At 70.4% G+C, this 12,844-nt stretch carries 13 protein-coding genes; 7 read left to right on the top strand and 6 right to left on the bottom strand.

Features of this window, described 5'->3' with window-relative positions; translation table 11 throughout:
• Positions 1-330: 330 nt before the first annotated feature.
• From RZ84_RS38750 to RZ84_RS03710, 3 genes are all read right to left on the bottom strand, one after another.
• Complete coding sequence (locus RZ84_RS38750; RefSeq protein ID WP_157878759.1) at positions 331-549, bottom strand: hypothetical protein; 219 nt, start codon at positions 547-549, stop codon at positions 331-333.
• Between the two features lie 463 nt (positions 550-1,012).
• A complete protein-coding gene (locus RZ84_RS03715) occupies positions 1,013-1,378 on the bottom strand; it encodes a peptidase inhibitor family I36 protein (RefSeq protein WP_043263077.1) in 366 nt (121 codons plus the stop codon).
• Positions 1,379-1,810: 432 nt separating this feature from the next.
• A complete protein-coding gene (locus tag RZ84_RS03710) occupies positions 1,811-2,692 on the bottom strand; it encodes a YVTN family beta-propeller repeat protein (RefSeq protein ID WP_241777550.1) in 882 nt (293 codons plus the stop codon).
• A 1,387-nt stretch (positions 2,693-4,079) separates the two neighbouring features.
• Here RZ84_RS03710 and RZ84_RS03705 point away from each other — a divergent pair.
• Positions 4,080-4,874 carry a DsbA family protein gene (locus tag RZ84_RS03705; RefSeq protein WP_052229759.1) on the top strand — a complete coding sequence of 265 codons (795 nt, stop codon included), beginning with the start codon at positions 4,080-4,082 and terminating at the stop codon, positions 4,872-4,874.
• A gap of 189 nt (positions 4,875-5,063) precedes the next feature.
• On the opposite strand, the gene RZ84_RS03700 is transcribed toward RZ84_RS03705, so the two are convergent.
• Complete coding sequence (locus RZ84_RS03700) at positions 5,064-5,606, bottom strand: HEAT repeat domain-containing protein (RefSeq protein WP_043263074.1); 543 nt, start codon at positions 5,604-5,606, stop codon at positions 5,064-5,066.
• Between the two features lie 388 nt (positions 5,607-5,994).
• On the opposite strand from RZ84_RS03700, the gene RZ84_RS03695 reads away from it, so the two are divergent.
• The gene (locus tag RZ84_RS03695) at positions 5,995-6,465 is read left to right on the top strand and encodes a hypothetical protein (protein WP_043263073.1); all 471 of its coding nucleotides are present in this window, start codon (positions 5,995-5,997) and stop codon (positions 6,463-6,465) included.
• A gap of 35 nt (positions 6,466-6,500) precedes the next feature.
• Here the strand turns inward: RZ84_RS03695 and RZ84_RS03690 are convergent, their stop codons facing one another.
• A complete protein-coding gene (locus RZ84_RS03690) occupies positions 6,501-7,130 on the bottom strand; it encodes a TetR/AcrR family transcriptional regulator (protein ID WP_043263072.1) in 630 nt (209 codons plus the stop codon).
• Between the two features lie 108 nt (positions 7,131-7,238).
• Between RZ84_RS03690 and RZ84_RS03685 the strand changes: the two genes are divergently transcribed.
• The 4 genes from RZ84_RS03685 (at position 7,239) to RZ84_RS03670 (ending at position 11,348) form a co-directional block, all read left to right on the top strand.
• The gene (locus RZ84_RS03685) at positions 7,239-7,964 is read left to right on the top strand and encodes a YqeB family protein (protein WP_043263071.1); all 726 of its coding nucleotides are present in this window, start codon (positions 7,239-7,241) and stop codon (positions 7,962-7,964) included.
• A gap of 351 nt (positions 7,965-8,315) precedes the next feature.
• Positions 8,316-8,564 carry a hypothetical protein gene (locus RZ84_RS03680; RefSeq protein WP_043263070.1) on the top strand — a complete coding sequence of 83 codons (249 nt, stop codon included), beginning with the start codon at positions 8,316-8,318 and terminating at the stop codon, positions 8,562-8,564.
• 240 nt (positions 8,565-8,804) lie between these two features.
• Entirely contained in the window at positions 8,805-9,755 is a 951-nt protein-coding gene (locus tag RZ84_RS03675; protein WP_043263069.1) for a hypothetical protein, read from the top strand.
• 930 nt (positions 9,756-10,685) lie between these two features.
• A complete protein-coding gene (locus RZ84_RS03670; RefSeq protein ID WP_107068225.1) occupies positions 10,686-11,348 on the top strand; it encodes a VC0807 family protein in 663 nt (220 codons plus the stop codon).
• 54 nt (positions 11,349-11,402) lie between these two features.
• Here the strand turns inward: RZ84_RS03670 and RZ84_RS03665 are convergent, their stop codons facing one another.
• A complete protein-coding gene (locus RZ84_RS03665) occupies positions 11,403-12,044 on the bottom strand; it encodes a TetR/AcrR family transcriptional regulator (protein WP_043263068.1) in 642 nt (213 codons plus the stop codon).
• Positions 12,045-12,333: 289 nt separating this feature from the next.
• Between RZ84_RS03665 and RZ84_RS36055 the strand changes: the two genes are divergently transcribed.
• Positions 12,334-12,844, top strand: a 511-nt coding sequence (locus tag RZ84_RS36055) for a MarR family winged helix-turn-helix transcriptional regulator (protein WP_107068224.1), incomplete at its 3' end; no start/stop codon positions are given.

The following is a 12,844-nucleotide window of genomic DNA, read 5'->3' as shown; positions in this document are numbered from 1 at the left end:
CGCCGCCGCCTCCCACTCGGTAGGCGACCGCCGGCGTCCGACCCGCCGGCGTCCGACCGCCGGTGGCGGCGCAGTTCGCCGAGGGTGCGGCAGAACTGCTCGCGATGGACCTCGGCGTCGGGGAAGGGCCACGGTCCACTCGAAGAAGTCCCGTGCACCGGCGAGATCTTCCGCCGGGACATCGCTCCACACCGGCCGTCCTCCCGGGCGCACCTCCACGAGGCTGCACAATGTGTGCGTCGGGCGAAGTGCATTACTGCCGCGCCTTGCTTCGCACCGACGCGTTGAAGGAGAGAAGAGCGGCGCGCACGAGCCTGTGGCCTCAGCCCGCTAGGAATCCTTGTCATTGCGACTGGCTGAGCTTGACAGCTTCGACGTTGCCAGAGTGTAGATGCCGACCAGGACGGCTGTTGCGAGAAGCTGTGCCCACAAGGGTGCAATGAGCTTGTTTGCAGCCAAGAGCGCGAAGAAGAGCGCAACCGTGGCCAGCGCTCGGCAGGCCATAACCACCGGCGCACAGGTAACAGCCCGCCGCTTCAGCTTGTTCACTTGATTCCCCGAGAATTGCCAATGAGAGACGCGAGGTTGTGGTCATGCAACCGGCGCGCCAAAACGGTCGCGGGGGACTCTAGTAATGGCGCAGATGCCTGTAAAGGAACCCGAGAATGCCCCAATTACTGAGACGTGTGGCATGTTGCGAGCAGATACGAGACATTCCGCCCAGGATATATGCCGTTGAGTCGAGATCAATTTGACGACGTGTGTCAATTTACCCAACTCCGCGGAAATCACCGGGACTTCGGTGTCGTCAAGGCTGCTGGCGGGCGCAGCGACCCGTCTGTATACCGAGCCTTCATCGGCTCTCTGTCGGGCGGCAGTCGCGGAGAGTGTTTTCTGGGAGAGCCATGAATTCCGCACCTGACATCGCGGGCGGCTGGAGCGGCTTTGACCGGCGCCCCGGTATGGCACGGACGCGCGCCGCACCCTCAGGACCCGTTGTGCACGGCGTTGTTCACTGCCAGCTGGAGACGTTGACGGATTGCGCGTAGCCGCCCGACTCCAATGCGCCTACGCGTACCGAGCAACGAGATCGTGAGAAGAAGGTCAGGGCGTCGGAGCTGTGGTTGTAGACCGACCGCGCCGGCTGGACCGGTGTGGCCCGGCAGTCGTGGTCCGGATTCTGTGCGGTCCTCATCTCCCCGCCGAAGTCGGGCTCCGGCCAGAAGCAGGCGAAGCCTTGCGGGCAGACGGCTGCGGCGCGGGCCTGTGCGTCCGATGCCGCGCCGGTCCGGGCATGCGCGGGGATGGTGGTGGCCAGAGCGAGGGCCGCCGCGGCGGCCAGGGAACCGAGTGCCGCGGTGACGTGATGGATGCGCATGGGATCTCCCCCTGACAGTCGAGACATGACGCCTGGGTCGCCTACGGGGCATGCGCCAGACGTACCGGCCGTCCTGGCCTGCTCACCTGCCTCACCGAGGGCGTACCTGACCAGACCCAGGCCATGGGGCGAGTCTGATGCACCGGCCGGGAGTCATGTGCGGTGTTCGTTTCACCGTCACGCTTCCGGGCGCCGATGTGCGAGTGCCCGAGCACTTGAAGCGAACGTAAGTTCGATCTGTGCGATGCGCTGTGACACGGGGGCGGACCCGTGTACGCCCGTCGGTCGATGCCGTGCTCACACCGGAAGCACCGGTGGAGTCATGTCGCCTTCCGCGGCGGCCTGGAGTTCGGGGCCAACGGCTACCCCCCATAGCCGAACCACTCGTCACGAGGTGGGACCAGGCCGCGGCGTGTGCGTATCCCGGCACCCTCAGCGTGGGGTGATGGCGATGCCTTCGGGCTCGTGTCCGGTCGGCAGGGTGGCGCGGACCCGCTGGGTGTAGGGGTCGATGACCGTCACGGTGTCGGACTGCTCGTTCGTCACCCACACCCGCCGGCCGTCAGGGGTGACGGCGACACCCTGCGGATCGACGCCGACGGGGACGTGGCCGATCACGCGGCGGGCGGGGATGTCGATGATCAGCAGGCAGTTCCGGGCCGAGTCGGCGACGTAGAGGCGCCGGCCGTCGGGGCTGACGGCATTGCCCAGCGGCGCCTGGCCGCCCGGCAGGGTGGCCACCACGGACTCGGTATCGGGGTCGATGACCGACACGGTGCCGGAACCGGTGTTGGAGACGTACACCCGGCGGCCGGAGGGCGGCGAACTGATCCCGCTGGGGAAGTCTCCCACCCGGATGTCCCGGGTCGCGTGCAGGCCCCTGCCGAGCACGGTCACCGAGCGACCGCCGTTGTCGGTCACGTAGGCGCGCCCGTCCGGCACCGTGGTGATGCTGTGCGGCAGCGGACCCACCGGGAGGGTTCCGATCACCCGGCGGGCCCGGACGCTGATGATCGAGACGGCGTCCGAGCCGAAGTCGGCCACCAGCACATAACGGCCGTCGCGGGTCGGCGTTGCCGCGAAGGGTCGGCGCCGGACGGGCACCGTGGCCGTGAGCAGTCGGGGGCCGGTGTTGATGAAGGAGGTGGTGTCGGAACGGCTGTTGGCTACGTAGACCGCGTCACCGTCCGGAGCCGCTCCCACGCCGGTCGGGCCGCGACCCACTTGGGCGTTGCCGATCTTGCGCTCCAAACGAGTGTCGTAGACCGAGACGGTCGACGAGCCGCTGTTGGCCACGTAGGCGCTGATGCGCACGGGATAGCGCGCCAGGTGGCGGGTCGCGGGGGCCGGTGGTGTGCCGGCTGGTGGTGCGCCGGCCGCGGTCAGTACACACGGCAGTAGTAAGGCGGTGGCCGAGCCCCAACAGAGGCGGCGACTGCGGCGGGACAGGAGCGGTGCGCTCCGACGTTTCTGGCCCTGTGCACTGCCGAGCGGCGCGCTGGCCAGGGGAAAACGCTGCATGGCACTCCTGGGGCAGTAGTGGTCATTACTAGTCCACAAGACCAGGCATCTCGGGATCCCGCAGTCGCGCTACCGGCCAGCCAGCCCTCGTCCGTGCCCCCGGCGAGTGAAACACTCCCGCCGACGGGTACGGCCGGTGCCGGGTGGCTGCCGCGCCGACGGCTGACGCGGCGGGCGGGCCGGCTCCAGGAGGCGCCCGCCGCCGGAGAGCGGGGAAGCCTGCCCGCCATCACCCGGTCCGGCCCGGGTGCGGTGAACTGAGCATGGTTATCGCGTCCGACTCGGACTCTCTGCGCAGCCGCGGACCTCCCTCGGGGCACGATCTCCCGAACCTGGAGTGCGGTCCCGTGGACCAGCCGGTCGCAGGCGGTGCAGTAGCAGTGGAACCGCCCCGGCGCGCCCTTCTCGCGGACCGGCTCGACGACCAGCCCGACCGACTCCGGATCGGGGTGCTGCGGGCGGCGACCTCCGCGGCGACGAACTCGTCGAAGTACATCTCGGTCGGTCCGCGGTACGGCACAGCACGGCGGCGCCCTCCCGCACCGCCGTTACCGCCCGTCCGCCGTCTAGGGGCCGCCATGCCGGATGAATGAGAATTCTGGTGCCGATATGGCTATTTCGGTATGGCTGCGAGGCTGTCCATGCGGGCGGAGGTGGCCCGGCGAATCACTGATGGTTAGTCAACTACCCTTAGATTCATGCGACTTCGATCTTGCGCTTTCCCGTCGTCGCTGCCGTTCGCAGACGCCTCTGGGGGCAGGGTGGAGCCTCCCGTCATCGGGTCGGCTGGTGAACGGACTCGTTCGAGGGCAAGATCCTCGGCTGCGGCGACGAGCGTGGCATGCGGAAGGGGTCGACGGTGGTCGTTCACCGAAGATCCATTTCCGTGTGATGTGCGGCGAATTGGGGCGATATTTGGTACCCCTGTGGTTATCGGCAGCGCTCAGGGCGCGGGTTCGAACGTCGGCGCGGGTGGGGCGCCGCGCCCCGGGCGGACGGTTCACCGCCGTACAGCTCTACACTCGACCCGGTACAGAGCAGGCGGATCCCGGAGCGGGTGCGCCGCAGCGGGATCGGTCGACGCTGTCGCGCCCTCTCCGAGGGGTGGCGGCAGGAACGCGCGCTGCCGCAGGAAATTTGGACATAACCGGCGAACTGGTGAACTGGCGAAAGGGTGCGCATGGCTGCGTTGGCGAAGGACAAGGCGCGCAAAGAAGAATCTTCTCCTCAGCAGGCGTCTCGCAGCAGCCAGGGCAAGTGGCGTAACTATGCGGTGATAGCGGGTGGCATCGCCGTGGTGTACGGAGCCGCCGCCCTCCTGGGGCACAGTGTGCGCGACTCCAGGTCGACCACTGTGGAAGCCCCGACGAGTGCCGTGGCGTCCGGAACGAAAAAGACGAAACTGGCGCTTCCGGTGAAGCCCACCGTTCCCGTCACGCTCACCATCTTCGAGGACCCGCGCAATCCGCACTCGCGGGACTTCGCCCAGCGCTTCGCCCCCACCCTCGACCGGCTGCTGGCATCCGGACAGGTCCAGATCAACTACCGCCTGGTCACGCAGAGCGACAAGCGGTACGGCGGCAGCGGGGCCACCGAAGCCGCGGCCGCCGCGGCCTGCGCCCAGGACCAGGGGCGGCTCAGCGCGTACATGGGCCAGATCTGGAAGAACCAGCCGGCCCCCACCGACGACGCGCTGAAGAACCGCAAGCTGCTCATCGCCCTGGCCAAGAAGGCCGGAAAGATCAACCACGACGATTTCTCGCTGTGCGTCAACCGAACCGAGCGCATGGGCTGGGTGAAGGAGTCGCAGGCCGACTACGCCGCCGCGGGCTTGGGTGAACTCCCCATCGTGCAGATCAATGACCGCACGATTCCGGGTGGCGCCGCCGCCCTCACACCGAGCAAGTTGAACACCCTGGTGAACAAAGAGGTGCAGAAGGCCATGGCCTCCGTGCCTACCACGCCGCAGAGTTGAGTTCCGCATAGCCGCATAGCCGCAGCTTGTCGGGAAGCCGACGGGCTGGCCGAGGAAGAGCGGGGCACGGGGGACCGGCCCGACCGCCTGGCTCCCGTGGCGAGCCTTGGCGTGCAAGTCGGGCCGGTCGACTGGGCGGATGTCGCCGGGGGGACGCCCGTCCCTCCCGGCGCACGACGTCCGAACCGCCTACCGGGGCGCGCGGGGGACGGTCCGTTCGTAGATGGTCCCGCCGGGGATGAACCAGCCCGCCTTCTTGCGGACGGCGGGACTGGGGTCCTGCGCGTGGGACGTCTGCAAGGCGGCGAGGGCACCGGCATCGGTATGGGTGAACTTGCCGGCCAACTCGGCTGCCATCGCCCGGACATGGGGGTCGGGGTCGGCGGACAGGTGCTGCAGTGCAGGGGCGAGGACCCGGTCCGCGCCCGGGGCGCAGGTGTCGCCCTTGCAGCGGTCGCAGGCCAGTGCGTGGAACGCGGCGATCCTGACCCGGGGGGCGGGATCGTCGGCCATGGCGATGAGTTGGTCCATGGAGTCGGTGTCGACCAGGTGGTCGAGCAGACGGCAGCAGCCCTCGCGAACGGCTGGATCCACGTGGTGTAGGCCGGCGCGGACGGCGCCCAACGCGCCCGCACCGCGCCGCAGCAGTCCGCGGTAGGCCGCCGCGGCGCGGTGCGGGTCGCCCAAGCACGAGACGAGGGCGTTGTTGTCGGCACTGACGAATCCCAGCATGGCCTCAGACTCGCGCCGGGCAGCGGCGGACGGCAACGGATTTTCGCGTGGGCACCCGCGCCCCGGGTGCCGTTCGCTGCCGCAGCGAACCGCTGGACCTGCCGATTCCCTTACGGAGGGCGGATTCACCTTCTACGCCGTGGAGTTGCCCACGCCGCGGAGTTCGGTGCCGCCGCCGGACGCCCCGGCCCTGTGCGCCTACGACGCGGTGGTCAGCGTCCCGGGCACCACGCTCACCGCGGATCTCGCCGGGTCGCGGATGACGTCGGACGAGCGGGACGAGGGCGGATGTGGTGCGGACGTTTCCGCTGGTCATGACATCTGTCATGCGGGATCGGTGGGCATCGTCACTGACGCTGTTTCAGTCGGCCTCGGTAGGGTCGGAGACATGAGCAACAGCGCGAAGACCACGCCGGCCACCACCAGCACGACCTCGCTCCAGACCACCGCGACGCCCTCGTCCCGTCCCCGTACGAGGTGGAGCCTGTCCCTGCTCGGCGGGCTCAAGCAGCAGGGTGCCTTTGCGGCGCGGGAGCGCACCGTGCATGTCGGGGCGGTCGGCGGGGCCAGGCTCGACCATTCCGAGGCCGAGCTCCCGGCGGCGGGAACGCGTCTGATCAAGGCGTCCCTGGTCGGCGGCGCCGACCTCACCTACCCCGATGGTGCGTCCGCCGAGGTCGACGCCTTCTCGGTGGTGGGCGGCGTCGATCTCAGGGTTCCGGCGGGCACCACGGTCGAGGTCGGCGGCTTCTCGCTCATCGGCGGCCGGCATCCCGGCGTCGCCGGCGAATCCGAGGGACCGGTGGTGAGGGTTCGCGCGTACTCCCTGATCGGTGGCGTCAAGGTCCGCCAGTACTGACGGGCACGCGTGGTCCCGCACGGTGGCGCGGGTGCTCAGCGTTCCGGATCCGTGCCGGCGCCGGGCCGCAGGAAGCGGTGCAGCATCAGGCGCAGCATGGGCAGTTGGGCGGACGGGTCGAAGGCCGGATCGGTGGCGGCGCTGGTGTAGAGGGCGCTGATGAGAGCCAGAACCCACGCTGCGGTGTCGTCCGGGGCCAGGGCCGGGTCGGTCAGGCCGGCCGCGGCGGTCTTCCGCAGCAGCGTGGCCAGGGTTGACCGCTCCTCTTCGTCGTCGCGGCTCAGCAGCGCCGCGAGTTCGGGGTCGCGACAGGCCCGGATCATGGCCTCCACGACGAGGGCCGGGGTCAGCGGCTCCAGGGCGGGGGCCGCGAGCAGGTCCACGGTGTCGAGGAGGGCGGTCCACGGGTCGTCGGCGGCGCGGGCAGCGGCGAGCCGCTCAGCCTTGGTGGTGGCGCCGTCGTGCTCATCGTCCTCGAAGACGGCGTGGAAGATGGCCCGCTTGTTGGGGAAGTAGTGGAACAGGTTGCCCGCGCTCATACCGGCGGCCTTGCAGATCTCCGCCGTGGTGGTGCGTTCGAAGCCTTTGGCGGCGAAGAGTTCGGCCGCGGCGTTGACGATGTGCCGGCGCCGGGCCCGGTGTTTGGCCGGGTCTACCGTCCGCATCGTGGCCTCCTTCTGGCCGGTTTCGGTTCCTCCGCTGTCGTCCCCGCAATAATAGACCGAGTGACCGGTCTATTATTGCGGGGACGACAGCGGAGGGGGAACCCGGACATGGAGATGGGCAAGGGAGAAGAGCAAGGCCCGCCGGTCGGCGGTCCCATGGTGCTCGGCCGCGCGACGTGGAGCACGGTCTGCGTCTACCTCGTTTTCGCCGTGGTGGGGGCGGGCGCCGGCTGGCTCGTCGGCGTCCTGGCCGGCTCACTGGTGACGCTGCCCTGGGCGCCGATGCAGGGTCCGGCCCGGCTGCTGACGTCGATCCCCGAACCCTGGCTGCCCGTTGTGGGTGCGGTGGCCGGGCTGGTGCTGGGACTCGTCGCCCAGCACGAGGAGTTGGTGATCCGTCTGACGGCCGACCGCGTCTCGCTCACCCGGAAGGGCCGGGAGCGGTCGTTCTCACGCGATGCCGTCGCCACGGCCTTCCGGGACGGCGGGGAACTCGTCCTGCTCGGCCACGACGGCGGCGAACTCACCCGGCAGGAATGCGATATGGACATCCGCCGCCTCGCCGACGCCTTCACCGAGTACGGCTATGTGTGGGTGGACGCCGACCCGCACCGGGACGACTTCCGCCGCTGGGTCCCGGCCGCTCCCGGGCTCCCGGAGGGAGCCAACGCCTTCCTCGCGGCCCGTCAGGAAATGCTCAAGAAGAAGGGCCCCTCGGACGACGACGTCCGCGAACTCCGCGACGAGCTGGCCCGGCTCGGCGTCGTTGTGAAGGACGCGAAGCGACGCCAGTACTGGCGCACCATCCGGGGCACCGGGCCGGCCGCGGACTGAGCACGCCGGTGGGGGAGGTGGCGTCGCAGGCAAGGGCTGCTGACCAGGGAGTGGGACACCAGCCAGGCACGCCCACGCAAGGTGTGCCGGACCTGCCGCGACGGCCCCCGCCTCACACGGGCACTGCTGCGCGAGTGGCAGGCGATCGACACGGCGCTCACCAGCCGGGACCCCGCCTCGGCCGTCACTTCGGAAGGACAGAGCCTGTGACCGTCACCCTGACCCGACCGGTACGCCGCCGGCACCCTTAACCGACCGGTACGCCGCCGGTACCCTCCCGCTGACCTGGCCGTTCTGGCAGGCTCAGGTTCTCCCTCCGCGCTCGCGGGCAGTACGGGCGCACTGACGGCCGTGGTCGCACCGGGCAGCTGGATCGCCTGGCTCGCCGCTGTCGCCCTCGCCCCGGCCGCTGTCGGCACCCTCGCGCAGACCCTGGGCATCGTCCGCCAGGGCAGGGCCGCCACCGCGGAGCACCGGCTCGACCGGAGCGTGCCGCAGGTGCCGGCGACCCCATTGCGCACGACGGTGCGGGCCGGCCTGGGGCACCAACAGCCGCCGCGTGCGCGGGGGTTGTCAGAGGCGGGTGCAAGGATGTGGTAGAGGGAATGCGACCGCTGTGGATCTCCGCCGGCTCTGTACGGACGTGGAGGCGAGACCGCCGGGCGCCGGCCGGCGGGCGTCCCGGCCGACCCGGCGCGACGGTCGAGTGATCACCCCGGCGAGCGTCGGCCCGCCCGTCGCGGCATCTCGTAGTACGGGCGGTGCGGTAGGGCGCACACCGGCGGCCTTACCATGCCTGCACTCCGTTCCGTCCCCACCTCATCTGGAAGGCCATCGCGGATGCCAGTATTCAGACGCCGTAGAGGCAGCCGTCCCCGTCTGGTCCCCGAGCTCGACGACACCGCCCTGGGAAAGGTCCGGCGGCGCGTCGAGACCTGCTGGGACCGTGGATCGCTCGACACGGCTGTCATGGCGCTGATGAAAGACGTGATCGACGACGCCGGCGAGGACTGGGACCGCAAGGCCCACCGCCTCCGGGTGCTCGCCTCGTCCGCGGGCCGGTCCCTGCCCGGCATCTGGCGTCAGCACAACCCCCGCAACCAGGGTGCTCTGCTGCTCCACGCCTGGTCGGATCTGCTGCTGGCCGGGGAGCGGGGCTCCACCATCGACCTCGACGCCACCCGCGAGACCTGCCGGCTCGCGGCCGAGCTGCTGCCCGGGGACCCCACACCCTGGACCCTGCACATGGCCACCCTCCGCCTGGAGCGGCGCCCCTCCGGCGAACTGTCCCCGATATGGCGCGAGATCAAGGCCCGCGACCCGTGGAACCGGGAGGCCCACCTCCAGGCGCTGGGCTATCTCTCGCCCGACGAGTGCGGCTCCAGCGGCCAGGTGCTGGATCTGCTCGACAGTGTCCGCTCGGCCATGCCCCCGAACGCCCCGGCGGCGGGCCTGGAGCTCGCCGCGCTCGTCCGCAGCCACCACCGCGCCATGGCTCCCGGAGGGGTGACGGCCCTCGGCGCGGGCGAGTTCTGGCGCCGCCCCGATGCCGTCAAGGTACTCGACCACGCGGCGCACTACTGGCCGGGCCCGGGATACCTCCACCACGCCCAGGCACTCGCCGACCTGAACCTGCTGGCCTACGCGCTGATCAAGGCCGCCCGTCCCGCGGACGCCGCGAACACGCTGCGCGCCACCGGAGGCGTGGCCACGCCCTGGCCGTGGAACACCGAAGGCGAGCCGCTGGAGCGGTTCACGGACCATTACCGCCGCGCCACGTCGGCCGACTGAGCACGACGGTCCCGCCGACGGTTCCGACTCACGGCATACGCCCAGTTCATAGTGGGATCGAGTCGAATCGCCGCGAATTTTCGATGTTTCCCGAATTTCCCGATCTCTTCCAGGAGATCCTTCCCTGGAAGAGTGTTGGGAGACCCGCATGCGCGATACCGCAGCACCGGCCGTTCCGCGGCCACCGGCGGGGGTCGCATGCTGCTGCCCTCGGCACCGCAGGCATTTCTGTGCTCGGCGCTGATCGTCGGTGGCTCCGACGCCACCCCCTGAAGTCAGGGCGTGCACCGAGAACACGAGCGCCCCTCTCCTCCGCGCTACCGCGGATCTCGTCCCCGGTAGCGCGGACCGGTCCTGCACCACCGCGTCGCAGGTCCTGGCGCCGTCCGAGGACGGCGCACGGTATCCGGGCCACGGCTTCCGCCGATGCGCCATACCTCCGCCTGCCGACGCACCCGCGCAGCAGCGCCCGGACCGCCTCCGTACCCGCGCCCGCCCCCCTCTGCCACCTCGGAGACGGCCTCCCGACCCCTGTCCGCCGCAGCGGAGCCCGCTGCCGCCGTCCACGCCCGCGCCCGGAAGGGATTCGTTGCCGCCGCCGGCTGCGCACGCTGCCGACGCGCGCCGTCTCGGCCGTAGGCCGCCGGAGCACCGGCTCCACCGACGGCCGCGGGGCGCCCGGTTCCTGACGGGTCCGGCGCCGCGGCGGGCTCGGCCGGGGCGGGCTCCGGTCCGCCCCGGCCGAGCCCGTGCCCGTCGGGTCCACCCGTGGGGTGTCAACCCGACGGTGGAGACGAGGCGGAGAACGGCCTCTCAGGACCGTCCCTGGAGCCGATGCCTCTCCACCCGCTCGACTCCTAATGTCGATGCAGGTCAACCAAGTGCCGGAATGCCCGGCCAGCTACCCCGGGGGTCCTCATGGAAGTCGCCATGGCGCGCAGTTCGACAGGCCGGTGGCGCGCGCTGTTCGTCCCGCTCGGCATCAACATCCTGCTGCCGCTCGCGATTTACTACGCGCTGCGGGCCCAGGACATCGCCCAGTGGAAGGCACTGTTACTGAGCAGCGTGATCCCGGCCGCGCACGCACTGGGCACGGCCGTGGTCCGTCGCCGCGTCGAGGCGTTCGACCTCCTGATGGTCGTGCTGCTCGCGGCATCGGCGGCGACCTCACTGATCAGCGGCAGCCCCCGCATACTGTTGTTGAAGGACGCGGGCATCCCCGCCGCACTGGCACTCTGGATCCTCGGCTCGCTGTTCGCCGCGCGGCCCTTCCCCTTCCACTTCGCCCGCCGAATGCGCGATCCGGCCGGCCAGGAAGAGGCGGACCGCGCCTGGGACGTCTTGCCGGACTTCCGGGCCGCGCTGCGCGGGCTGACGCTGCTCTGGGGCGGCTCCCAGCTGCTCGACGCCTCGCTGAGCACCCTGGAGGCACTGACCCTGCCCGTCGATCTGGTCCCTGTGGTCGGCAGGTTCCAGTCCTTCGCGATCCTCGGCGTGGTGGCGGCCCTCACCGTCCGCCGCAGCCGCGCCTTCCGCGCCGGCAGCGGCGTCCCCCTCTTCGGCATACGCACCCCGGTGGCGTCGCAGGACTGAGCCGCTGCACCCGCCCTGTGGCCGCCCCGCACACCTGGGCGCCCCGGGGTAGCGCTACTCCGCGGTGCGTGTGGCGTAGGTGAGGGCGGTCTCGCTCAGCATGCCCTCGACCAGGTCGAGGAGTTCCAGGACGGACTCCGCGATCGTGTCCGGGGCATCGCCCGCGACGATGCGCCGGCCGATCTCGCCGTAGACGAGGGAGTGGAACCAGCCGATCGCGCCGGCCACCACGACCGGTGTCTGATCGTCCGGTGGGGCGCCGGTCTCCTCGGCGAGGACGGCGCCGAGTGCCTCGGTCATCTCCCGGCCGAGGTCTTCGAGGCGGGCGGTGAGGGTGGGCGCGGCGCGCATCATCTGGAAGACGCGGGCGAACCCGGCGGTCAGCCCCACGTTCCGGTCGCGGCGCCGCAGTTCGTCGCGGAGGTGGTCGAGCACGGCGCGGGCCGCGGACTCGCCGGGCTCGCGGGCGCGGACGATGTCGGCGAGCCGCTGCGGCGACGCCTGGTCCGGGGGCAGGACCAGGTCTTCCTTGGACTCGTAGTAGTTGTAGAGGGTGTTCACCGAGACCTCGGCGGCTGCCGCGATCTCGGCGATGGTGACGTGGTCGAAGCCGTGCTCCACGAAGAGGGCGACGGCCACCTCGGAGATCCGTTGCCGTGTCTGGCGCTTCTTGCGCTCCCGGAGCCCTTCACCCATGGAGCCAGCCTAACAGCGGCACTGAATCGCACTGCATGTTTGCATCCCGTTCCAGTATACAGGGGCACTCCACTATGAAGGGGCGCTCCACTATGAAAGGGGCACTCCACGGTGAAGGTGTACTTCGCTGGACTGTGCAATGCGTTGCAGTGATTTCCTGCTTTCCGGAGGTGAAGGGCCTGCGGCGGAACGCGGCGAGTGACGGCGCGGGTTGGGCGCCTGTGGATCTCCTCAGCCGATTCCGCCGCGGGTCGGGGCACGTAAGCGGACGGCAGGTATAACGGTCCCCATGCCGCATGACGAAACCGCACCGCGGGACCCCGCTCACCCGGCCGTCGAGCCGACCGATCTCGATCAGGAGGCCGAGGAGGTGACCGTTGCCGTCATGGCGGCATCGCGTCTTCTGGTCGCCGTTTCGGCGCGGTCCCTCGCGTCGATCGACGACTCGATGACGCTGCCGCAACTACGCGCCCTGGTGGTGCTGGAGAGCTGCGAACCGCTCAAACTCGCCGCCATGGCGGCCACGTTGGGTGTCAATCCGTCCACCGCGATGCGGATGGTGGTGCGGTTGGAGGCCGCCGGGCTGGTGGATCGGCGGCCCAATCCCGACAACCGCCGGGAGGTGGTGCTGCGGCTCACGGGGGAGGGGCGGGCCCTGGTGGAGCGGGTCCTCGCGCACCGCCGGGGCCGGATTCGTGCGCTGGTCTGCCGGCTGCCCGCCGCACAACGAGCCGTTCTCGTACCGGCGTTGCGGGCCCTCACGCACGCGGCGGGGGAACTGGCCGTGGACCCGTTCGACG

The organism is Streptomyces sp. CT34 (assembly GCF_000805335.1).
Classification (GTDB): domain Bacteria; phylum Actinomycetota; class Actinomycetes; order Streptomycetales; family Streptomycetaceae; genus Streptomyces.
The sequence above is the reverse complement of the archived record's forward strand: the minus strand, read 5'-3'. Positions and strand labels throughout refer to the sequence as shown.